This is a genomic window from Pseudomonas citrullilanati (assembly GCF_030580855.1).
Taxonomy (GTDB): domain Bacteria; phylum Pseudomonadota; class Gammaproteobacteria; order Pseudomonadales; family Pseudomonadaceae; genus Aquipseudomonas; species Aquipseudomonas citrulli.
The window spans coordinates 24,157-46,483 of the sequence record NZ_JAUQOP010000039.1 but is presented as its reverse complement, the minus strand read 5'-3'; the positions used below and the strand labels follow the sequence as shown (position 1 = coordinate 46,483).

General features: G+C 63.7%; 15 protein-coding genes and 1 other RNA gene. 4 read left to right on the top strand and 12 right to left on the bottom strand.

Annotated elements, in window-relative coordinates; all coding sequences use genetic code 11:
* Window positions 1–114: 114 nt before the first annotated feature.
* The 4 genes from recR to dnaX all read right to left on the bottom strand — a co-directional run bounded on the left by recR (window position 115) and on the right by dnaX (window position 4,576).
* Entirely contained in the window at window positions 115–717 is a 603-nt protein-coding gene (recR, locus tag Q6A48_RS21260) for a recombination mediator RecR (RefSeq protein ID WP_304556198.1), read from the bottom strand.
* 66 nt (window positions 718–783) lie between these two features.
* Window positions 784–1,818: an NADPH-dependent curcumin/dihydrocurcumin reductase gene (curA, locus tag Q6A48_RS21255; protein ID WP_304556197.1), complete on the bottom strand. Its 1,035-nt coding sequence runs from the start codon at window positions 1,816–1,818 to the stop codon at window positions 784–786.
* A 292-nt stretch (window positions 1,819–2,110) separates the two neighbouring features.
* Window positions 2,111–2,449, bottom strand: a complete 339-nt coding sequence (locus Q6A48_RS21250) for a YbaB/EbfC family nucleoid-associated protein (protein ID WP_003183512.1) — start codon at window positions 2,447–2,449, stop codon at window positions 2,111–2,113.
* A 63-nt stretch (window positions 2,450–2,512) separates the two neighbouring features.
* A complete protein-coding gene (gene dnaX, locus Q6A48_RS21245) occupies window positions 2,513–4,576 on the bottom strand; it encodes a DNA polymerase III subunit gamma/tau (RefSeq protein ID WP_304556196.1) in 2,064 nt (687 codons plus the stop codon).
* A gap of 143 nt (window positions 4,577–4,719) precedes the next feature.
* Here dnaX and Q6A48_RS21240 point away from each other — a divergent pair, with 143 nt between their 5' ends.
* Complete coding sequence (locus tag Q6A48_RS21240; RefSeq protein ID WP_304556195.1) at window positions 4,720–5,487, top strand: substrate-binding periplasmic protein; 768 nt, start codon at window positions 4,720–4,722, stop codon at window positions 5,485–5,487.
* On the opposite strand, the gene Q6A48_RS21235 is transcribed toward Q6A48_RS21240, so the two are convergent.
* Window positions 5,439–7,181: a putative bifunctional diguanylate cyclase/phosphodiesterase gene (locus tag Q6A48_RS21235; RefSeq protein WP_304556194.1), complete on the bottom strand. Its 1,743-nt coding sequence runs from the start codon at window positions 7,179–7,181 to the stop codon at window positions 5,439–5,441. The genes Q6A48_RS21240 and Q6A48_RS21235 overlap by 49 nt on opposite strands.
* A 334-nt stretch (window positions 7,182–7,515) precedes the next feature.
* Between Q6A48_RS21235 and Q6A48_RS21230 the strand changes: the two genes are divergently transcribed.
* A complete protein-coding gene (locus Q6A48_RS21230; RefSeq protein ID WP_304556193.1) occupies window positions 7,516–7,830 on the top strand; it encodes a helix-turn-helix domain-containing protein in 315 nt (104 codons plus the stop codon).
* 177 nt (window positions 7,831–8,007) lie between these two features.
* On the opposite strand, the gene ffs is transcribed toward Q6A48_RS21230, so the two are convergent.
* The 7 genes from ffs to Q6A48_RS21195 all read right to left on the bottom strand — a co-directional run bounded on the left by ffs (window position 8,008) and on the right by Q6A48_RS21195 (window position 17,975).
* Window positions 8,008–8,104: signal recognition particle sRNA small type (ffs, locus tag Q6A48_RS21225), an RNA gene on the bottom strand.
* Window positions 8,105–8,289: 185 nt separating this feature from the next.
* The gene (locus Q6A48_RS21220; protein WP_304556192.1) at window positions 8,290–8,640 is read right to left on the bottom strand and encodes a hypothetical protein; all 351 of its coding nucleotides are present in this window, start codon (window positions 8,638–8,640) and stop codon (window positions 8,290–8,292) included.
* A gap of 177 nt (window positions 8,641–8,817) precedes the next feature.
* The gene (locus tag Q6A48_RS21215) at window positions 8,818–9,978 is read right to left on the bottom strand and encodes a zinc-binding metallopeptidase family protein (RefSeq protein ID WP_304556191.1); all 1,161 of its coding nucleotides are present in this window, start codon (window positions 9,976–9,978) and stop codon (window positions 8,818–8,820) included.
* A 238-nt stretch (window positions 9,979–10,216) separates the two neighbouring features.
* Window positions 10,217–12,574: an NAD-dependent DNA ligase LigA gene (gene ligA / locus Q6A48_RS21210; RefSeq protein ID WP_304556190.1), complete on the bottom strand. Its 2,358-nt coding sequence runs from the start codon at window positions 12,572–12,574 to the stop codon at window positions 10,217–10,219.
* 157 nt (window positions 12,575–12,731) lie between these two features.
* Window positions 12,732–13,577: a cell division protein ZipA gene (gene zipA / locus Q6A48_RS21205; protein ID WP_304556189.1), complete on the bottom strand. Its 846-nt coding sequence runs from the start codon at window positions 13,575–13,577 to the stop codon at window positions 12,732–12,734.
* 248 nt (window positions 13,578–13,825) lie between these two features.
* Complete coding sequence (smc, locus tag Q6A48_RS21200; protein WP_304556188.1) at window positions 13,826–17,314, bottom strand: chromosome segregation protein SMC; 3,489 nt, start codon at window positions 17,312–17,314, stop codon at window positions 13,826–13,828.
* A gap of 1 nt (window position 17,315) precedes the next feature.
* Window positions 17,316–17,975 carry a GntR family transcriptional regulator gene (locus Q6A48_RS21195; protein ID WP_042728042.1) on the bottom strand — a complete coding sequence of 220 codons (660 nt, stop codon included), beginning with the start codon at window positions 17,973–17,975 and terminating at the stop codon, window positions 17,316–17,318.
* A gap of 380 nt (window positions 17,976–18,355) precedes the next feature.
* Here Q6A48_RS21195 and xdhA point away from each other — a divergent pair, with 380 nt between their 5' ends.
* Complete coding sequence (gene xdhA, locus Q6A48_RS21190) at window positions 18,356–19,810, top strand: xanthine dehydrogenase small subunit (protein WP_304556187.1); 1,455 nt, start codon at window positions 18,356–18,358, stop codon at window positions 19,808–19,810.
* Window positions 19,803–22,202, top strand: coding sequence for a xanthine dehydrogenase molybdopterin binding subunit (xdhB, locus tag Q6A48_RS21185; protein WP_304556186.1), 2,400 nt, complete (start codon window positions 19,803–19,805; stop codon window positions 22,200–22,202). The genes xdhA and xdhB overlap by 8 nt, the downstream gene beginning before the upstream one ends.
* The last annotated feature ends 125 nt before the right edge of the window (window positions 22,203–22,327 follow it).

Below are 22,327 nucleotides of genomic sequence, written 5' to 3'. Positions count from 1 at the left end.
CGCGCCCCCCCCCCCCCCCCCCCCCCCCCCCCCCCCCCCCCCCCCCCCCCCCCCCCCCCCCCCCCCCCCCCCCCCCCCCCCCCCCCCGCTCCCACATTAGTTTTTGCGCGTCGATTACAACGCGATCGGCTTGCGCCCAGCGAACGAGTGCGCCAGGGTCCCGCCATCCACCAGCTCAAGTTCCCCGCCCAGCGGTACGCCATGGGCGATGCGCGAGGCGACCAGGCCCTTGTTGTGCAGCAATTGGGCGATGTAGTGGGCGGTGGCCTCGCCTTCGACCGTCGGGTTGGTGGCGAGGATGACTTCGGTGAACGTGCCCGCCTCGTCGATCCGTGCGATCAACTGGGGAATGCCAATGGCTTCAGGGCCCAGGCCGTCGAGCGGCGACAAATGTCCCTTGAGCACGAAATAGCGCCCACGAAACCCGGTCTGCTCTACCGCGTACACATCCATCGGCCCTTCCACGACGCACAGCAAACTGTCGTCCCGGCGGGTATCCGCGCATTGCGGGCAGAGGTCATCTTCGGTAAGGGTGCGGCACAAACGGCAATGCCCGACCCCCTCCATGGCCTGGGCCATGGCCTGGGCCAGGCGCAAACCGCCGCTGCGATCACGCTCGAGCAATTGCAACGCCATGCGCTGGGCAGTTTTCTGACCCACACCCGGCAAGGTTCGCAGGGCATCGATCAGTTGGCGAATCAAAGGGCTGAAGCTCATCGAGGAAATGTCCGACATGACAACGAGACGCGGTTTATACCCGCGCCTCCGATTAGCGTCAAATACTCAATCCTGCGCCACCCGTACCACCAACTTGCCGAAGTTGCGCCCTTCCAGCAGGCCGATGAAGGCTTGCGGCGCGTTTTCAAGGCCATCGACCACGTCTTCGCGGAACTTGACCTTGCCATCGCGCACCCAGGGCGCCATGGCGCTGATGAACTCCGGCTGCCGGTCACCGTAGTCGTCGAACACGATGAAGCCCTGCATTCGCACGCGCTTGGTGAGCAAGGTTCGCTGCAATTGCGGCAAGCGATCCGGGCCACTGGGCGGCTGGTGTTCGTTGTAGGACGCGATCAGGCCGCAGAGTGGAATCCGCGCCTTGGCGTTGAGCAGCGGCACCACGGCGTCGAACACCTTGCCCCCGACGTTCTCGTAATAGATGTCGATGCCCTTGTCGCAGGCTTGGGCCAACGCCTCGGCGAAGTGCTCGCTGTGGTGATCGACGCAGGCGTCGAAGCCGAGTTCGTCGACCACGTACTTGCACTTCTCATCCCCGCCGGCCACGCCGACGACACGCAGGCCCTTGATCTTCGCCACCTGGCCGACCACCGAGCCAACGGCGCCCGAGGCTGCGGCCACCACCAGGGTTTCCCCAGCCTTGGGCTGGCCGATGTCCATCAGCCCCATGTAGGCGGTCATGCCCGGCATGCCCAGCACGCCCAGGGCCATCGACGGGCTGGGCAGCCCGGACGGAACGGGAATCACATTGCGCCCGTCGCTGATGCTGTGGGTCTGCCAACCCGTGGCCCCCACCACCAGGTCACCCTCCTGGAATTTCGGATGCCTCGAACGCTCAACGCGACTGACCGCCCCACCCGTCATGACTTCGTCGATCTGCACCGGCGCCGCGTAGGAAGGCGCATCGCTCATTCGCCCACGCATGTACGGGTCCAGTGACAGGAACAGGGTCTTGAGCAGGATTTGCCCGTCCGCCAGGTCAGGCAACGTCACCTGTTCGATACGAAAATTGTCTGCGGTGGGAGCGCCCTTGGGGCGGGACGCAAGGACGATGCGCTGGTTGGAGGTCGATGCTTGTGACATGGAAGCGTCTCCTTGATCGTTGAGTGGCACGTATAGGGAGCAGACCACTGCCGAGGGCGTGGCGTTCGATGTTTGTTCAGTGGGTGCTTGTGGGAGCAAGGCTTGCCCGCGATGAACGATGGCGCGCAGTTCCGACGAACCGAGGCGTCTGCATCGCGGGCAAGCCTTGCTCCCACAGAGCCTTGCTCGCACAGATAAGATTTCCTGCCACCGCTCGCTCCTATGACAGAAACAAAAATGCCAGGCGCGATGCCTGGCATTGTGTGTAGCCCATCCCGATGGGGATGGCGAATCAGAACGGCAGTTTCATGCCCGGTGGCAGTTGCATGCCAGCGGTCATGCCGGACATCTTGTCCTGGCTGTTGGCTTCGATCTTGCGCACCGCGTCGTTCACGGCGGCGGCGAACAGCGCCTCGAGCATTTCCTTGTCATCTTCGCTCAGGCCTTCGACCACGCTCGGGTCGATGCTGACGCGCTTGATGTCATGGCGACCGGTCATGACCACGGTCACCATGTCGCCGCCGGACTTGCCGGTGACTTCGGCGTTGGCCAGCTCTTCCTGCATCTTGGCCATTTTTTCCTGCATCTGCTGTGCCTGCTTCATCAGGCCGGCCATGCCACCTTTCATCATGGGAATCACCTCGAAAGTACTTGGGTAAACAAAGCGCCGGCCCGTTCGGCCCGGCGCCCTCAGTTATGAGCCCTGGGTGACCGGGGCCTCGACAGGTTCGATAGTATCGTGACGCACCACCGCGCCGAACTGTTGCATCATCTGCTGGATGAACGGATCACCGTGGATCGATTCCTCGGCTTCACGCTGGCGATCGGCCCGGCGGCGGGACGCGGCCTGGGCCGGGGTTTCCTGCTCCGGCTTGATCAGCTCGATGCTCAGCGTCAGGGTGCGTTGGTGGTACTGGTTCAATGCCTCGTTCAGGCGACGCTGCTGGGTGGCGTTGAACAATGCGCTGTGGGCCGGGTCCAGGTGCAGCAGCCAATGGTCCCCCTCCACGGAAATCAACGTGCAGTTGGCGGCGATGCTGCCGGTCATGCCGGTGATCGGCAGTTTCGGGAACAGTTCCAGCCATTGCAGGGCCAGTCCGGTGGCCGGCATTGCCGCCGGTTCCGGCTCAGGCTCCGGGGCTGGCTCGGCGGCATGCTCGCTGGCCAGCTCGTCCAGGTAGCTGTAGGCCGAGTCCAGGTCCGGCTCGATGTAGTCTTCGTCCAGCGGCGGCTCGTCATCCAGGTCCATGCCCGGCGTGGCCATCGCAACATCGGCCACGGTCGGCTCAGGCACCGGCGCGGCCACCCACTCAGGGGCCTCGGGTACCACGCTGTCGGGCGTCGGCAAGGGCATCGGCGGCAATTCGGGCTGCTCGGCGACGGTTTCCAGCACGGGCTCCACCGCCGGCTGTTGGACGACTGGTGGCTCGACCGGGTCATTCCAGGGCAAGTCGATCACCGTTTCGGCGACGGGCTCGGGCTCAGGTGCAGGCTCAGGTGCGGGCGCAGCAGGCGCGACGACGGGTGTCGGGGCCGGTTCCGCCACCGGTGCCTGCGGGGCGTTGACCACTGCCGGCGCAACGACAGGCGCGGCAGCCACTGGCTTGGCGGAATCAGCTGTGGCCTGGCTGATCCCCACTGGCTTTAGGGGTTGCCTCGGGGCGTCCGCCGTGTCGGCCGGGCGGAACGCGAGCATTCGCAGCAGCACCATTTCGAAACCGCCCCGCGGATCGGGTGCCAGGGGCAGGTCGCGGCGGCCGATCAGGCCCATCTGGTAATAGAACTGCACGTCTTCGGCCGGCAGCGCCTGGGCCAGGGCCAACACCCGGTCGCGGTCGCCATGGCCGTTGTCGACGCCCTCGGGCAAGGCCTGGGCGATGGCGACCCGGTGCAGCACGTTGAGGATTTCCGAGAGCACGCCATTCCAGTCCGGCCCCTGCTCGGCGAGGTGGCGCACGGCCTCGAGCAATGCCTTGGCGTCGCCCTCGATCAGCGCCTGCAACACGTCATAGACCTGGCCGTGGTCGAGGGTGCCGAGCATGGCTCGCACATCGGCCGCCATGACCTTGCCTTCGCCGAACGCGATGGCCTGGTCGGTCAGGCTCATGGCATCGCGCATCGAACCATCGGCGGCGCGGCCCAGCAGCCAGAGGGCATCGTCTTCGAAAGGAACGTTCTCGACGCCCAGGACGTGGGTCAGGTGCTCGACCACCCGCTCCGGGGTCATGTTCTTCAAGGAAAACTGCAGGCAACGGGACAGGATCGTTGCGGGAAGTTTCTGCGGATCGGTGGTCGCCAGGATGAACTTGACGTAGGGCGGCGGCTCCTCGAGGGTCTTGAGCAGCGCATTGAAGGAGTGGCTGGAGAGCATGTGCACTTCGTCGATCAGGTAAACCTTGAAGCGCCCACGGCTCGGGGCGTACTGCACATTGTCGAGCAGTTCGCGGGTGTCCTCGACCTTGGTGCGACTGGCGGCGTCGATCTCGATCAGGTCGACGAAACGTCCTTCGTCGATTTCCCGGCAGACCGAACACTCGCCACAGGGCGTGGAAGTGATACCGACTTCACAGTTCAGGCATTTGGCGATGATTCGCGCGATCGTGGTCTTGCCCACGCCCCGGGTTCCGGTAAACAGATAGGCGTGGTGCAGCCGCTGGCTGTCCAAGGCATTGATCAGAGCCTTGAGCACATGGGTCTGGCCGACCATTTCGCGGAACGAGCGCGGACGCCATTTACGTGCAAGAACCTGATAACTCATCGAAAACCGTCGCAACGAAGGAACATAAGCGGCTAATGCTAGCGGAGCAGGGGCGAAATTGCATCCGGTGCGCTCGTCTAATATGTCTAAGCTTGGGTCAGGGGCTCGGTTGTCGCCGCGGTTTGGCTTGGTCAGGAGAGTGTATGCGCACAGCCATGGGGGCTTTGCTGTTACTGGGGACCAGTTGTCTGGCAGAAGAAGTACCCTTGCGTTTCGCCATGACCGACAGCTGGGCCATGCCCATGGTGCAGATCGAACAAGGCCGGCCGACCCAGGGCATCATGCTCGATATCATGGTCAGCCTGGCCACCCAGGTCGGCTTGCCGGCCGAGTTCCACGTGCTGTCCCGCGCCCGGCTCGACAGCGCCATGAAGAACGGCGAGACCGACCTGCGCTGCTATGTCACCCCCGAATGGGTGCATGACGAGAGCCGCAATTACTTCTGGAGCATCCCGTTGTTCTTCCAGCGCGACCTGCTCGTCGGCATGGAGGGGGCTCCTGGCAGCGTGGTGCCGGCCCGGCTGGAACAACAGCCGATCGGCACCGTGCTCGGTTATGCCTACCCGACCCTGCAGCCGCTGTTCGACAGCGGCCAATTACGACGTGACGATGCCCGCAGCCAGGACCAGGTGCTGGCGAAGCTGCTGGCCGGGCGCTATCGCTATGGGGTGAGCAATCAATGGGCGCTGGACTGGTTCAACCAGCGGCACACCGCCGACCGGCAGTTACACGACGTAGCGGTGCTCCAGGAGCGGGAACTGAGTTGCTATGTGCGCAACGATCCGAACATCCCCGCCCAACGCATCCTGCGCACCCTGCTGAAAATGAAGATGTCAGGGGAAATCGACGCGATCATCCAGCTCTATACCGGCCGCAACGTGGAGTCGGCCAGCGAGCCCCCCTCGCGCTGAACATCCGCGCGCTGCCGCCATTGCACCGGCGCAATGAAGCCCGCCACCCACCCCGGCACCTGGGCGGCCGGCATGGGCCGGGCAATGAAATAGCCCTGGGCGACCTCGCAGCCCAGGCGCAGCAGCAGTTGCCCGTGTTCGAGGCTGTCAAGGCCCTCGGCAACGACGTCGCGACCAAATGCCCGGGCCAGGCCGATCACCGCTTCGGTCAGCGCCAGGTCATCCTGGTCGTGGAGGATGTCGCGGACGAACGCCTTGTCGATCTTGATGGTCTGTGTGCGCAGGTGCTTGAGGTCGTTGAGCGAGCAGAACCCCGTGCCGAAGCCCCCCAGCGAAAACCGCACGCCCAGCGCCTGGCAGGCCTGGAGGCAAGCGCTGACATGAACGAGGTTTTCCACGGCGACGGACTCGACGATCTGCAGGTCCAGCAGCCGCGGCGACACCTCCGGGTGGCGCTCCAGTACCTGCCGCAGCCGCTCGACGAAGTCCGCCCGCTGGAAATGCCGTGCCGAGATGTTGATGCTCACCGGCCATCCCTGCCCCGCCTGCTGCCATCGTTGCAGTTGGCTCAGGACCTGCTCCATGACCCATTCGCCGATCTCGACGATCAGGTCGGTCTCCTCGACCAGCGGCAGGAATTCCCCGGGTGGCACCAGGCCCCGTTGTGGGTGTTTCCAGCGCAACAACGCCTCCAGGCCGACCACGCTGCCGCTGCGCATGTTGACCTTGGGCTGGAAATGCAGGCGCAACTCGTCGCCCAGAAGCGCCTGGCGCACCCGTTCGACGGTTTGATAGGTGGCGCGCACTTCCTTGTCCCGGGACACGTCGAACATATGGAAACGGTTACGGCCGCTTTGCTTGGCCACGTACATCGCCTGGTCGGCGTGGCGCAACAAGGTCTCGGCGTCTTCGTTATCCCAGGGAAACAGCGTGACGCCGATGCTGGCGAAGACCTTGGCGCTCTTGCCATCAATGGCATACGGCATGGAGACAGCGATCAATACCCGGTTCAACGCCGCGTTCAGTTCGTCGAGGCCACGCACATGGCGCAACACCAGCACGAATTCGTCCCCGGCCAGCCGCGCGACCACGTCCTCGCCCCGCACAATGCTGCGCAGGCGCCTGGCGACCTCCACCAACAGTTGATCGCCACTGGCATGGCCATGCCCGTCGTTGACCGCCTTGAACCCATCGAGATCGAGCATGCAGACCGCCAGGGGCAGGTTTTCCGAGCGGGAAAACACCAGTGCCTGGTCCAGCAGGTCAGAGAGGTAGGTGCGATTGGGCAGGCCCGTCAGCACGTCATGCCTGACCCGCCACTGCAATGAATGCAGGAGCCGGCGCTTTTCGCTGACGTCGAAGCGAATCGCCAGGTAGCGCTCGATCTGCCCTGTATCGTCGTCGACCACCGGCACCAGGGTGGTGTCGACCCAATGCAGCGTGCCGTCCTTGGCCCGGTTGCAGATCTCGCCTTTCCAGACCTGCCCCAGGGTAATGGTGCGCCACATGGCACTGAAGAACGCCTCCGGGTGCTGGCCGGAATTGAGCAGGCGATGATTCGCCCCCAGCAATTCTTCGCGCGAGTAACCGAACAGCTGGCAGAACGGGTCGTTGACGTAGGTGATGCGCCCGCTCAAATCGGTTTCGGAGAAAATCGCGGCGGCGTCAACGGCTCTGCGGTACTTCTTATCCATCGAAGCAGTCATCCATGAGTCAGGCTCATTTGGCGCGCGCGGTTGCCGCCCTCGCAGAGGCGAAAATCAACTAGGCTCAAAGACCTTGAGGTAAGCTGGATCCGGGCTCCGGCGGCACGATCCGAGGGACCGCCCTCGCGTCATTGGTCGCAAATTGACGTGCACGGCGCCTTCTTTTCGCCCATGCCGACCTCGGAAGCCGGTCACCAAATGCCCATACCAAAGGCCGATTCTACGAAACACATCACATTTTGCAAAGCAAGGTGATGGATCATGCGGTTGCCTAATGTGAAAATCTATCGTTAAGTTCTTGATTCTAAATGGGAATTAAGCGATGCAAATTTCAAGTTTGGGTCCAGCCATCAGGCGCTATCGCAAAGTAGCGGGGCTAACTCAGGCTGAACTTGGCGAAAAAACCGGTTTTGACCCCAAGACCATCAGCCGTTTCGAAACCGGCACCTACACCCCCAGCGTCGAAGCCTTGTTCATGCTTGCCGACGTCCTGGATGTGCAGCCCAAAGCCTTTTTTACCGACATGGCCGATGAAGAAGAACAGCGGGCGTACCTGTTCGGTGTCATACACAAAGCCACCCCGAAGGATCTGGGAAAGCTGATCGCAGCGGTTGACCAGGCCTTGTCCAAGCCTTGAGACAGTCATGAAACGCAGGAGCCTGGTTGCCGACAAGGCGACAGGCTCTTGCGCGGGCAGCCTGTCACCCTGCCGACCAACGTACGGACGGCAAGACACGACAATCTGTCGATCAGGCAATAAAAAAGGGAGTTTGCAAAGCCTTGCGAACGAAGGCCTGGAGCGTTATGGAGGCAACCCCACCAGCCACACCCCGGCACACAATGTTCCCGCTGTGGCTGCTTCCTTCCGGATCTGACCAGGTTCACGGGTAATCGTTGCGGGGGGACCGATGGGGTCACCATAACGACGCCGCCTGACGGCGAGCCGCGCCATTGTACCTATCTGGCGGGAAGTTACAACCGTTCGCGACGGATTAAAAACCCAAGAGGTTCAAGCAGTTGGCGCGGAAAAAATTGCGCGTGATGACGGCGGCGCAATCAATCACCCCTCCAGGCGAGTCGGATATCCAACCATCGATCACGACGAGGTATGGCAAACCAGCACCGGGCTATAGGGACCATACTGCCCGTTAAGGGCCTGGGCTCGGACTTGGACATTGAAATACACCGGCTGCGCAGCCCCGCTGACACGTATTTCATGTCGGTACCAACCCCGGTGATCCGGTCGCACGGTGGTCGCAGGGACAAATTGCCCCTGCCCGCTGCTCAGCGCCGTCACCTTGAATGCGTGTGCGGCCACTTGGTCAGCCCGGACGTTATCCGGGATCTGCCACGCCAATATGATCGTGTACTTGCTTTGCCCGGCCTGGGAGAGTCGCCTGGGCGCGTTGGGAATGGTTGATATCGCATCCATTTCATGATTTTTCATCGCATCTTCCTTGATAAAAGGCCATCGTCCATGGCGGGCTTTTTATCCTAGAGGAAAATTTGCGCGCGCAGGCGCTATTGAACAAATGGAATCAATTGACGCGTCGGTCCTTTAATGAACAGGCCGTTCCCCCGATCCAATACCGATTGTCGATTGCGCCATTGCTTGCGGGCATCGCTACAACAACACCTCATCCGCCCGTCCACCCGCCTCCTGGATCACCAGGTGGACGAAGTGCAGTTTCGTGACCACCGCCGCAGGCACGACGAACGGGTAGAAATCCGGCTGGCCCATGCTGCGTGACAGTTCGTTGAGCATGCCGGCCAGTTCGATCCAGGCGTTGACGAACGATAGAAACGCGGCGCCGCCGGGGTGCCACGGGTCGTACAAGGTCTCGGGCGGGAACGGTTGGTAGTCGAAGTCCATCTCCCGGGCACTCATGCCGAAGCCCAGCGCGGTGTCCACGGCGTCCATCATGTGCAGGTAATGCGCCCAGGTCTCGGCCCAGTCTTCCCAGGGGTGCATGGTGGCGTAGGCGCTGACGTAGTGCGTTTGCCAGTCCAGCGGCGCGCCCTGCTGGTAATGGCGGTCCAGGGCGTCGGAATAGCTGGCGCGTTCGTCGCCGAACAACGTGCGGAAGGCGTCGAGCCAATGGCTGCTGGCAACCAGCCGATCCCAGTAATAGTGCCCCACCTCGTGGCGGAAATGCCCGAGCAAGGTGCGATAGGGCTCGCGCATCTGCTGGCGCACGTACTCGCGATGGGCGTCGTCGGCCTCCTTGATGTCGAGGGTGATCAGCCCACTGGCATGACCGGTCATCGGCGGCTGGCCGTCAGGGTCGACGCCAATGAAGTCGAAGGCCAGGCCGGCGTTTTCGTCGACGGTTTTCGCAATGACCGGCAAGCCGAGGGTAATCAGCTGCGCCACCAGGCGGCGCTTGGCGATCTCGACCTTGCGCCAGCGCTCGGGGTTTTCCGGGATCGACAGGTCGGGGATGGTGCGGTTCAGGCGACAGGCGATGCACAAGGTGTCCTGTCCGTTGGCGGGCAGCAGCCAATTGCACCCGGCCGGGGTGTCCAGGTTGGCGCAACGGCGGAACAGTCCGGCCTGGGGGTCGGCATCCAGGCTCCAGGTGCCGGGCTGCTCGCCCGGTTGCAGGGACGAGAGCAGGCTCTGTTCCGGGTGATAGCCCAGCACCGCCAGGCAGGCCAGGCATTGGCTGTTGCGAAAAAACAGTGATTGCCCGCACCGGCACGGCCAGACCTTGCTGTTACGGGAGCGATCGCCCAGGAACGGCGCGGCGATGCGCGAACTCAGTTGTTCGAAGAAGCGGTACATGGCGATCTCTCCCTGGAGCCTGCAAGACAGGACACTAGATCCCCCCTCGCCCCTGATCGTTCCACGTCATCCGCCGCTAGCCCCCGATAAAACCGTAGCGAGGGGATTTATCCCCGCTGGGTCGCGCAGCGGCCCCAAAGAAGCTGGACACTCTCCACCTGCACATACAGCGACAGATCCAGGGCTGCTGCGCAGCCCAGCGGGGATAAATCCCCTCGCCACAAAAGCGGGTGTCCACTCAGACAGAGATGCCATGATCCGTTAGGAACTTGGCGAAAGCTTGTTCGTCCAGGACTTTAATCCCCAGTTCATTGGCCTTGGTCAACTTCGAACCGGCACCCGGCCCGGCCACCACGCAATGGGTCTTCGCCGACACGGAGCCGGCGACCTTGGCCCCCAGGCTCTCCAGCTTGTCCTTGGCGACATCGCGGCTCATCAGCTCCAGCGAACCGGTCAATACCCAGGTGTGCCCCGCCTCGGGCAAGCCTTCGACGACTTTCTTCTCGCTCTGCCAATGCATGCCGAAGTCCCGTAGCTGTTGCTCGGCGGCTTGCGCTTGCTGGCGGTTGCCGGCGATCGCGAAGAACTCGCGCACGGCGTTGGCCTGCTTTTCCGGCAGCGCCTGGCGCATGTCCAGCCAGTCGGCGTCCATGACCGCTTCAAGCGAACCGAACCTGTCCGCCAGCTTCTGCGCCCCACCCGGGCCGACCGACGGCACGTGCAGCTTGTCCAGGAAACCGCCAAGGGTGGTGCTGGCGGAGAACTCGGCGCCCAGTTCGCCCTGGTCCTGGATCTCCAGGCCGTGGCGCAGCAGGTCCTTGATCACCTGGCGGTTGTGCGGGTCTTCGAAGAAGCTGTGGATCTCATGGGCCACTTCCAACCCGATGTCCGGCAGGTAGGTGAGCACCTGCGGCAAGGCCGCCTGGATGCGCTCCAGCGAGCCGAGGGAACGTGCCAGGACCTTGGCGGTTTCCTCGCCGACGTCCGGGATGCCCAGGGCGTAGACGAACCGCGCCAGGCTCGGGCGCTTGCTGTCGGTGATCGCCGCCAGCAGGTTCTTGCTCGACAGCTCGGCGAAGCCTTCCAGGTCGACCACCTGCTCGAACGTCAGGGCATACAGGTCCGCCGGCGAACCCACCAGGCCTTCATCCACCAATTGTTCGACGCTCTTCTCCCCCAGGCCCTCGATGTCCATGGCCCGGCGCGACACGAAATGGATGATCGCCTGCTTGAGCTGCGCGCCGCAGGCCAGCCGGCCGACGCAACGGTACACCGCGCCTTCGCTGATGGTCTCGCGGCCCTTGCTGCGCTTGATCAGTTGGGTGCGCTCCACGTGGGAACCGCACACCGGGCATTGCTGGGGGATTTCCACCGGACGGGCATTCTCCGGACGGCGCTCGGTGACGACCTGCACCACTTGCGGGATCACGTCCCCGGCGCGGCGAATGATCACCGTATCGCCGATCATCAGGCCCAGGCGCGCCACTTCGTCCATGTTGTGCAGCGTGGCGTTGGCCACGGTCACGCCGGCGACCTTCACTGGCTTGAGCCGGGCCACGGGCGTGACGGCGCCGGTGCGACCGACCTGGAACTCGACGTCCAGCAGTTCGGTGAGCTCTTCGCTGGCCGGGAACTTATGGGCGATGGCCCAGCGCGGCTCGCGGGCGCGGAAACCGAGTTCGCGTTGGGAGGCGATGCTGTTGACCTTGAACACCACGCCGTCGATTTCATACGGCAGCGCGTTACGACGCTCGCCGATGTCGCGGTAGTAATCCAGGCATTCCTCGATGCCATGGGCCAGCTTCAGCTCGCGACTGACGGGCATGCCCCAGGCCTTGAGCTGCTTGAGATTGCCGATGTGCGTATCGGCGATGTCATGGGTCACCTGGCCGATGCCGTAGCAGCAGAATTCCAGGGGCCGGTTGGCGGTGATTTTCGAGTCCAGCTGCCGCAGGCTGCCCGCCGCCGCGTTGCGCGGGTTGGCGAAGGTCTTGCCACCCACTTCCAATTGCGAGGCGTTGAGGCGCTCGAAACCGGCCTTGGACATGTACACCTCGCCCCGCACTTCCAGCACGGGCGGCCAGCCGCTGCCCTGCAACTTGAGGGGAATGTTGCGCACGGTGCGCACGTTGACGCTGATGTCTTCGCCGGTGGTGCCGTCACCGCGTGTGGCACCGCGCACCAGCACGCCGTCCTGGTACAACAGGCTGACCGCCAGGCCATCGAGCTTGGGTTCGCAGCTGTACTCCACCGCCGCCCCGCCGCCCAGCAGATCACCCATCGGCAGGTCGAGGCCTTCGGTCACCCGGCGGTCGAATTCGCGCATCGTGGTTTCATCGAAGGCGTTGCCCAGGCTGAGCATCGGGATCTCATGACGCACCTGGCTGAACGCGGACAACGCCACGCTGCCAACCCGCTGGGTCGGCGAGTCGCTGGTCACCAGCTCCGGGTGTTGCGCCTCCAGGGCCTTGAGCTCGTGGAACAAACGGTCATACTCGGCGTCCGGAATGCTCGGTTCGTCGAGGACGTGGTAGCGGTAATTGTGCTGATCCAGTTCGGTGCGCAGCTCTAGGATGCGGGTTTCAGCAGCTTTCATAGGTGTTCTCTCATAAAGCAAAAGAGCAGCCTGGGCTGCTCGATCTTTTCACTGGTGCAAGGCTGGGGATTGGGGTGGGATGCGTTGCATCCCCGGCGGGAGCCAGCGCCCTCGCCAGACGAGGCTCTCTCTGTGCAGGGAGAGCCGAGGTCATCATTCAGCGCTTCTGGGTCAACGCCCGACGCTCGAACTCGACGATGCGCTGGCGGTAATGCTCGATGGTCTGGGCGGTCAGCACGCTGCGCTGGTCATCCTTCAGCTCGCCGTTGAGCTCCTGGGACAACTTGCGGGCCGCGGCCACCATCACGTCGAAGGCCTGCTTGGGATGCCGCGGACCGGGCAGGCCGAGGAAGAAGCTCACCGCCGGCGTGCTGAAATGATCGATGTCGTCCAGGTCGAACACGCCTGGCTTGACGGCGTTGGCCATGGAGAACAGCACTTCACCGTTGCCAGCCATGCTTTCGTGCCGGTGGAAAATGTCCATCTCGCCGAAACGCAGGCCGCTTTCCAGGATGTTCTGCAGCAGCGCCGGGCCCTTGAAGCCGGCCGGGTCGCGGCAAATCACGCTGATCACCAGCACTTCCTCGGCCTGGGCCTGGTCCTTGTCGGTGCTGGAGGCCTTGCTTTCGTCCGGGAAATCATCGTCGCGGCTATTCAGGCTCGGCCCGCCGTCCAGGTCCAGGTTGAGGTTCAGGTCGCCCTGGGACGGCTCGCTGTTGCGCTTGCCACGCTTGGAGCCGGGCTCCCGGGGCTCGCGCGCAGGGGCGCTCATCGACGGCAGGTCGTGCTCATCCAGCTGCGGCTCCTTGTGGGTGTCCAGCACCCGGGGCGGGCCCAGCAGTTCGGCATTGCCATCGTCATCCGGCAGGTTCGACAGGCTGCGGTCCAGGCGAAACTTCAGTTTCCCCTTGCCACCGCGCATGCGGCGCCAGCCGTCGAAAAGAATACCGGCAATGACAATGATGCCGATGACGATCAGCCACTCGCGCAGACCGATTTCCATGTAATCCCGTGCCTCTATAAAAATGCTGAAAAATAAGGGGCTTAGCTAATCGCAAACCGCTTTAAAACGTGGCGCCAACTCTATGTTCTGACTGGCGTTTTGCCCACGCACACGAAAAATTGACATTAAACTAGCACGACCAAAGATAACTTTACACCGTCTGTCGCATGGCCTCGTGCCAATCTGTGAAGGGCGTAGGGTAAAAAATACCTACAGCACTCCAAGTAAATGCCCTACAGGCTGCTCCTTCAGGCATCCACCATTGCCATGGCCTCCTCCACATCCACCGCCACCAGCCGCGAGCAACCGGGCTCGTGCATGGTCACGCCCATCAACTGGTCGGCCATTTCCATGGCGATCTTGTTGTGGGTGATGTAGATGAACTGCACCGTTTCGGACATCTCCTTCACCAGCCGTGCGTAACGGCCTACGTTAGCGTCATCCAAAGGTGCGTCGACTTCGTCGAGCATGCAGAACGGCGCCGGGTTCAGCTTGAAAATGGCAAAGACCAGCGCCAGGGCAGTCAACGCCTTCTCACCACCGGAGAGCAAATGGATGGTGCTGTTCTTCTTGCCAGGAGGACGCGCCATGATTGTCACCCCTGTATCGAGTAGATCTTCGCCCGTCAGTTCCAAGTAGGCGCTGCCGCCACCGAAAACTTTTGGGAAAAGGGCCTGCAAACCGCCGTTGATCTGATCAAAGGTATCCTTGAAGCGGTTACGGGTTTCCTTGTCGATCTTGCGGATGACGTTTTCCAGGGTTTCCAGCGCTTCCACCAGGTCGTCGTTCTGCGCATCCAGGTAGCGCTTGCGTTCGGACTGTTGCTGGTATTCGTCGATGGCCGCCAGGTTGATGGCCCCCAGGCGCTGGATGCGCAGGGCAATGCGCTCCAGTTCTTCCTCGGCGTCTTTTTCATTCGCACCGGCCACCAGCGTGGCGAGCACGCCGTCGAGGTCGTAGCCGTCTTCCTGCAATTGGTCCTGCAAGGCTTTGCGACGCACGGTCAGGGCTTGCCACTCCAGGCGCTGCTGTTCCATCTGGGTGCGGATCAACTGCGATTGCTGCTCGGCCTGGCTGCGGCGCTTCTCGGCATCGCGCAGCTCGCGGTCGGCGTCTTCCAGGGCAATCTGCGCGGTCTTGAGTTCCTCGTCGACGGTCATGCGCTTGTCGAGCAACTCCTCGAGCTTGAGGCGCAGCTCTTCCAGCGGCGCCTCGCCCTCCTCCAGATTGAGGCTCAGTTGCTCACGTTTTTCGGTCAGGCGCTCGGACTGCATTTCCAGGCGTTCCAGCGCCTGGCGGGTGGAATCGTATTGGGCCTTGAGCGAGCCCAGGCGCACGGCCAGTTGATGAGCGTGATCCTTGTGCTGGCGCGCCTCTTGCCGCACCCGGTCCAGGCGCTCGCGCAGGCTGTCGCGCTGGGCCAGCAGTAATTCGCGCTGCTCGGTGTCCTGGGCCATGGCATCGAGGGCTTCCTGCAATTGCAGGCGTGCCTCGCCGACCTGTTCATGTTCCAGGGCGCGTTGCTCGCTCAGTTCGGCGATCTCTTCTTCCAGGCGCGTGCGGCGCAGGGCCAATTGTTCGACCTTGGCCTTGCCCGCCGACAGCTGTGCCTTCAACTCGCCCTGCTGGCGGGCTTCGTCCTGCAACAGCCGGCGCAGGTGTTCGCGGCCATTTTCCTGCTGGCGCTGTTGCGCCCGCAAGTTCTGCAATTCGCTTTCCAGGGCCTCGACGTTGGCCTCGCGCTCTTCGCGCTCTTCGCCCAGGCGCTGGATTTCCTGGCCCCGGGCGAGCATCCCGCTCTCGGCTTCGCTGGCCCGGCGCACCCGCAGGAAATGCCGGCCAACCCAATACCCGTCGCGGCTGATCAAGGTCTCGCCGGGCGCCAATTGCCCGCGCAGGGCCAAGGCCTGTTCGAGGCTGTCCACCGGCTTGACCTGGCCCAGCCACGGCGACAGATCGACCAAGGCCTCGACCTTGTCCAGCAAGCTGCCGGGCACGCGCACGCCATCGGCCGCCGGGCTCAGCAGGCGCAGGTCGCCCTGGCTGAAACCCGACAGGTCGAAGCCGGCGAAGTCGTCCACCAACACCGCTTGCAGGTCGGCGCCGAGCACGGTTTCCACCGCCAGTTCCCAGCCGGCATCGACTTTCAAACCTTCGGCCAGGCGCGGGCGCTCGGCCAGGTGCTGGTCGCGCAGCCATTCGGCGGTGCCCGTGCCGGGATCCAGCGCGGCCTGCTGCAAGGCCTCCAGCGAGGCGAGCCGGCCGTTGAGGCGCTGCAGCTCGCCCTGGGCCTGCTGCTGGTTGTGCAAGGCCAGTTGCAAGGCCTGGCGCAGTTGTTCGAGCCGCTCGACCTGGGCGTCCTCGCTGGCCTGCAAGTCTTCGAGGGTGGCTTCGCTGGTCGCCAGTTGCTCGCTCAAGTCCAGGATCGCCGCGTCTTCCGGGTCCGCCGCCAGCAAGGCACGCTCCTCGGCGAGACGGCGCTGGCGCTCGGCCAGGCGCTCCATGCTGGTTTCCAGTTGCTGGATGCGCGACTGCTGAACCTCCGCCTGGCGCCGCGGCTCGGCCGAGGCCAGGTTGAAACTGTCCCACTGCTCCTGCCAGCCGTGCATGGTCAGTTCGGCTTCCTCCAGGGCCGCGGCGGCTTCCTCGGCGGCGGCGCTGGTGATTTCCTGCTCAGGGGTAAGCCGCTCCAGCTCTTCGCCGAGGGTCAACAACAGCGTACGGTCGTGGCCCAGGTGGGATTCGGTTTCCAGGCGCGCGCGCTCGGCCTCCTTCAGATCATCCTGCAACTGGCGCAGCCGCTGCTGGCCGTGCTGGATGCTCTGCTCGACCCGGGCGATGTCGCCGCCTACGGAATAGAAACGCCCTTGCACCAGATTGAAGCGCTCGGACAGATCATGGTGCCCGTCCCGCAGCCGTTCGATGGCCGCGTCGGCGTTGCGCTGCTCGGCCACCAGCGCTTCGAAGCTGACCTCCTGGTTGCCGATGACCGCCTCGCGCTGGCCAACCTGTTCGTTCAACGCCTGCCAGCGCAGGGCCGAGAGCTGGGCCTTGAGCTGGCGCTCCTCGCCCTTGTATTCCTGGTACTTCCTGGCCGCCTCGGCCTGGCGGTGCAGGCGTTCGAGCTGGCGTTCGAGCTCTTCGCGCAGGTCGGTCAGGCGGGCGAGGTTTTCGTGGGTACGGCGGATACGGTTTTCCGTTTCGCGGCGCCGCTCCTTGTATTTGGAAATGCCCGCGGCTTCTTCGATGAAGTTGCGCAGGTCCTCGGGCTTGGCCTCGATCAGCTTGGAGATCATGCCTTGCTCGATGATCGAGTAGCTGCGCGGGCCCAGGCCGGTACCCAGGAAGATATCGGTGATGTCCCGGCGCCGGCACTTGGCACCATTGAGGAAATAGCTGTTCTGGCTGTCGCGGGTCACTTTGCGACGAATGGAAATCTCCGCATAGGCCGCGTATTCGCCCACCAGGGTGCTGTCGGAGTTATCGAAGACCAGCTCGATGCTGGCCTGGCTGACCGGCTTGCGACTGGTGGAGCCGTTGAAGATGACGTCGGTCATCGACTCGCCACGCAGGTTCTTGGCCGAGCTCTCGCCCATCACCCAGCGCACGGCGTCGATGATGTTCGACTTGCCGCAGCCATTGGGCCCGACCACCGCCGCCATGTTGCTGGGGAAGTTCACCGTGGTCGGGTCGACGAAGGACTTGAACCCCGCCAACTTGATGCACTTGAGTCGCACGTCAGGCCGCCGTCAGGGCAGAAACCACCAGGTCGCAGCTGCGCTGGGCATAGGCCGTCAGCACGATGCGGATCTGCGGCAAATCACGGGCGAGCACGGCGACGAGCAGGCGCTGGAACAGGTCGAGGAACTCGCTCATCTCGGCCTTGCGCTGGTCCAGCGCCAGGAAATAGGCACGGCTCATGGCCGGCTGCAGGTTCTCGACGGTTTCCTGCAAGTACGGGTTGTTGGCGAACGGGTACGCCGCGCGCATCACGCTGAAGCTTTCATCGACGAAAGTGCGGATGTCCTGGCGCTGGAAGGCGTCCGTCAGGCGCTGCTGGATCGCCACGAAGGGCGCCATGTCGGCCGGTTGCTGCCAGCCGTGGGCCACGGCGTTGCCCAGCAGGATGTACAGCTCGCTCATCAGGGTGCAGAGGCTGCGCACCTTGTGTTCGGTGAGTTCGGTGACGTGGGCGCCACGGCGCGGCAGGATCGCGACCAGGTGGCGCCGTTCCAGGATCAGCAAGGCCTCGCGGACCGAACCGCGGCTGACGTTGAGCGCCAGCGTGACCTTCTGCTCCTGGATGCGCTCTCCCGGCTTCATTTCACCGCGAATGATGCGCTCGGCGAGATGGTGGGCGATTTGCTCGGCGAGGCTGTCCGGGGCCTTGAACGTCATGGTTGTCCTTCAAACTCTTCGATTTGCACAAGCGGCGCAGTGTAGCGCACTCGCTACGTCATGGCGCAGGGCCTGCACCGGGTTTTTGGCACGATATAAGCAAAAAGTTTGAGCCTCATCCTGAAACAGAACCCGTGGAAGAACCTGTGGGAGCGAGCTTGCTCGCGATAGCGGTCTGTCAGCTTGCATCCATACTGAATGTACCGCCGTCATCGCGAGCAAGCTCGGCTCCCACAGGGTTCTACAGTGTCCATAGAGCGTTGCTTATCGACAAAGCGAATTTTTCCTGACCTTTAAGTCAGAAAATCATTGACCGAAAAGTCAGACCTGCTAAATTCGGCCCACGTCGATACAACAATAATGAGTCTGCGAGGCCTTCCGTGATCCAGTTTTTACTCAACCAGGAACTCCGTAGCGAGCACGTCCTGGACCCGAACCTGACCGTGCTCGAATACCTGCGCGAACACCTCGGCAAATCCGGTACCAAGGAAGGCTGCGCCAGTGGCGATTGTGGCGCGTGCACCGTGGTGGTAGGCGAGTTGCACACCGACGCCAACGGTGGCGAGAGCCTTCGCTATCGCAGCCTCAATTCCTGCCTGACCTTCGTCTCGTCGCTGCATGGCAAGCAGTTGATCAGCGTCGAAGACCTCAAGCACCAGGGCCAGTTGCACAGCGTCCAGCAGGCGATGGTCGACTGCCACGGCTCGCAGTGCGGCTTCTGCACGCCGGGCTTCGTCATGTCGCTGTTCGCCCTGCAAAAGAACAGCGAACATCCCGACGCCCACAAGGCCCATGAAGCCCTGGCCGGCAACCTGTGCCGCTGCACCGGCTACCGGCCGATCCTGGCCGCCGCCGAACAGGCCTGCTGCGGCAAGCAACCGGACCAGTTCGACGCTCGCCAGGCGCAGACCATCGCCCACCTCAAGGCCATCGCCCCGACGCAAACCGGCGAGCTCAACAGCGGCGACAAGCGCTGCCTGGTGCCGCTGACCGTGGCCGACCTGGCCGAGCTCTACGACGCCTACCCCCAGGCGCGCCTGCTGGCCGGCGGCACCGACCTGGCCCTGGAAGTCACCCAGTTCCACCGCACCTTGCCGGTGATGATCTACGTCGGCAACGTCGCCGAGCTCAAGCGCGTCGAACGCTTCGACGATCGCCTGGAAATCGGCGCGGCCACCTCGCTGTCCGACTGCTACGAAGCGCTGAACGCCGAGTACCCGGACTTCGGCGACCTGCTGCAGCGCTTCGCCTCGTTGCAGATACGCAACCAGGGCACCCTGGGCGGCAACATCGGCAACGCCTCGCCGATTGGCGACTCGCCGCCCCTGCTGATCGCCCTCGGCGCGCAGCTCGTCCTGTGCAAGGGCCAGGTCCGCCGGACCCTGGCGTTGGAAGACTATTTCATCGACTACCGGGTGACCGCCCGCCAGGAAAGCGAATTCATCGAGAAGATCATCGTGCCCCGGGCCAGCGCCGAGCAGGCGTTTCGCGCCTACAAGGTGTCCAAGCGCCTGGACGACGACATTTCCGCGGTCTGCGCGGCGTTCAACCTGCGCATCGACAACGGCGTGGTCCGCGATGCCCGGGTGGCCTTCGGCGGCATGGCTGCGACACCCAAGCGTGCCAAGCACTGTGAAGCGGCCCTGATCGGCGCCCAGTGGAACGACAGCACCGTCGAGCGCGCCTGCGCAGCCCTGGCCGAAGACTTCACGCCGCTGTCGGACTTCCGCGCCAGCAAGGAATACCGCCTGCTCAGCGCCCGCAACCTGCTGCGTAAATACTTCATCGAACTGCAAACGCCGCACATCGAGACCCGGGTGACCGCTTATGTCTAACCATCACGCCGTAGAGAAGACCCAAGCCGAACTGGCCGAGCTGTTCGCCCGCGACCTGGCTACCGGGGTGGGCCGCAGCGTCAAGCACGACAGCGCCGCCAAGCATGTGTCCGGCGAGGCACAGTACATCGACGACCGTCTCGAATTCCCCAACCAGTTGCACGTCTATGCGCGGCTCTCGGACCGTGCCCACGCGCGCATCCTGAAGATCGATACCGCGCCCTGCTACGCCTTCGAAGGCGTGCGCATCGTGATCACCCACGCAGACATCCCGGGCCTCAAGGACATCGGTCCCTTGCTACCCGGCGACCCACTGCTGGCGATCGACGATGTGCAGTTCGTCGGCCAACCGGTGCTGGCCGTCGCCGCCAGGGACCTGGACACCGCGCGCCGGGCGGCGATGGCGGCCATTGTCGAGTACGAGGCCCTGGAACCGGTGCTGGACGTGGTCGAAGCCCTGCGCAAGCGCCACTTCGTGCTCGACAGCCACACCCACCAGCGCGGTGATTCGGCCACGGCCCTGGCAAGCGCCGATCATCGCATCCAGGGCTCGTTGCACATTGGCGGCCAGGAACACTTCTACCTGGAGACCCAGATCTCTTCGGTGATGCCCACCGAAGACGGCGGCATGCTCGTCTACTGCTCGACCCAGAACCCCACCGAAGTGCAGAAACTGGTGGCCGAAGTGCTGGGCGTGTCGATGAACAAAGTCGTGGTGGACATGCGTCGCATGGGCGGCGGCTTCGGAGGCAAGGAAACCCAGGCCGCCAGCCCGGCGTGCCTGTGCGCCGTGGTCGCGCACCTCACCGGCCAGCCGACCAAGATGCGCCTGCCCCGGGTCGAGGACATGCTGATGACCGGCAAGCGCCACCCCTTCTACATCGAATACGACGTGGGCTTCGACAGCACCGGGCGCCTGCACGGCATCGCCCTGGAACTGGCCGGCAACTGCGGCTGCTCGCCGGACCTGTCGGCCTCGATCGTCGACCGGGCGATGTTCCACGCCGACAATGCCTACTACCTGGGCGACGCCACCATCAACGGCCATCGGTGCAAGACCAACACCGCGTCCAATACCGCCTATCGCGGTTTCGGCGGCCCCCAGGGCATGGTGGCCATCGAGGAAGTCATGGACGCCATCGCCCGGCACCTGGGGCTCGATCCGCTGGCCGTGCGCAAGGCCAACTACTACGGCAAAACCGAGCGCAACGTCACCCACTACTACCAGACCGTCGAGCACAACATGCTCGAGGAAATGACCGCCGAGCTTGAACACAGCAGCCAGTACGCCGAGCGCCGCGAAGCGATCCGCCGCTATAACGCAGGCAGCCCGATCCTGAAAAAGGGCCTGGCGTTGACGCCAGTGAAGTTTGGCATCTCGTTCACCGCCAGCTTTCTCAACCAGGCAGGTGCGTTGATCCATGTCTACACCGACGGCAGCATTCACTTGAACCACGGCGGCACCGAAATGGGCCAGGGCCTGAACACCAAGGTCGCCCAAGTGGTGGCCGAGGTGTTCCAGGTGGAAATGGACCGGGTGCAGATCACCGCGACCAACACCGACAAGGTACCGAACACCTCGCCCACCGCCGCCTCCAGCGGTGCCGACCTCAACGGCAAGGCGGCGCAGAATGCCGCCGAGATCATCAAGCGGCGCCTGGTGGAGTTCGCCGCGCGGCAGTACAAGGTCAGCGAGGAGGACGTGGTCTTCCACAACGGCCATGTGCGGGTGCGCGATCACATCCTGACCTTCGAAGCGCTGGTCCAGCAGGCGTATTTCGCCCAGGTCTCGTTGTCGAGCACCGGCTTCTACAAGACCCCGAAAATCTACTACGACCGCAGCCAGGCCCGGGGCCGGCCGTTCTATTACTACGCCTATGGCGCGGCGTGTGCCGAGGTGATCGTCGATACCCTCACCGGCGAGTACAAGATGCTGCGCACCGACATCCTCCACGACGTCGGCGCCTCGCTGAACCCGGCCATCGACATCGGCCAGGTCGAAGGCGGTTTCATCCAGGGCATGGGCTGGCTGACCATGGAAGAGCTGGTGTGGAACGACAAGGGCAAGCTGATGACCAACGGCCCGGCCAGCTACAAGATCCCGGCCGTGGCCGACATGCCGCTGGACCTGCGGGTCAAGCTGGTGGAAAACCGCAAGAACCCCGAAGACACCGTGTTCCACTCCAAGGCCGTGGGCGAACCGCCGTTCATGCTCGGCATCGCCGCGTGGTGCGCCATCAAGGACGCGGTGGCCAGCCTGGGGGATTACCGGCACCAACCGCGGATCGACGCCCCGGCGACACCGGAGCGGGTGTTGTGGGGGTGTGAGCAGATGCGGGGGTTGAGGGCGGTTGCGGCTGAGCCTGTTGAAACCGAGTTGGCTGCGCTCTAAGACCGCGGCGCGGCTATCGCGAGCAAGCTCGGCTCCCACAAGGGATCTCAGGGTTAACAAGATCCCTGTGGGAGCTGAGCTTGCTCGCGATGAGGCCCGAACAGACAACAGAAATGTTGAGGTGA

Bases quoted from the DNA above. Each gene is read 5' to 3' on its own strand.
- Q6A48_RS21195 (WP_042728042.1), bottom strand. From the start codon at position 17,975: ATGACGTTCAAGGCCCCGGACAGCCTCGCCGAGCAAATCGCCCACCAT.
- Q6A48_RS21250 (WP_003183512.1), bottom strand. From the start codon at position 2,449: ATGATGAAAGGTGGCATGGCCGGCCTGATGAAGCAGGCACAGCAGATG.
- Q6A48_RS21240 (WP_304556195.1), top strand. From the start codon at position 4,720: ATGCGCACAGCCATGGGGGCTTTGCTGTTACTGGGGACCAGTTGTCTG.
- Q6A48_RS21215 (WP_304556191.1), bottom strand. From the start codon at position 9,978: ATGTACCGCTTCTTCGAACAACTGAGTTCGCGCATCGCCGCGCCGTTC.
- xdhB (WP_304556186.1), top strand. From the start codon at position 19,803: ATGTCTAACCATCACGCCGTAGAGAAGACCCAAGCCGAACTGGCCGAG.
- Q6A48_RS21230 (WP_304556193.1), top strand. From the start codon at position 7,516: ATGCAAATTTCAAGTTTGGGTCCAGCCATCAGGCGCTATCGCAAAGTA.
- Q6A48_RS21235 (WP_304556194.1), bottom strand. From the start codon at position 7,181: ATGGATAAGAAGTACCGCAGAGCCGTTGACGCCGCCGCGATTTTCTCC.
- Q6A48_RS21220 (WP_304556192.1), bottom strand. From the start codon at position 8,640: ATGAAAAATCATGAAATGGATGCGATATCAACCATTCCCAACGCGCCC.
- recR (WP_304556198.1), bottom strand. From the start codon at position 717: ATGAGCTTCAGCCCTTTGATTCGCCAACTGATCGATGCCCTGCGAACC.
- curA (WP_304556197.1), bottom strand. From the start codon at position 1,818: ATGTCACAAGCATCGACCTCCAACCAGCGCATCGTCCTTGCGTCCCGC.
- dnaX (WP_304556196.1), bottom strand. From the start codon at position 4,576: ATGAGTTATCAGGTTCTTGCACGTAAATGGCGTCCGCGCTCGTTCCGC.
- ligA (WP_304556190.1), bottom strand. From the start codon at position 12,574: ATGAAAGCTGCTGAAACCCGCATCCTAGAGCTGCGCACCGAACTGGAT.
- zipA (WP_304556189.1), bottom strand. From the start codon at position 13,577: ATGGAAATCGGTCTGCGCGAGTGGCTGATCGTCATCGGCATCATTGTC.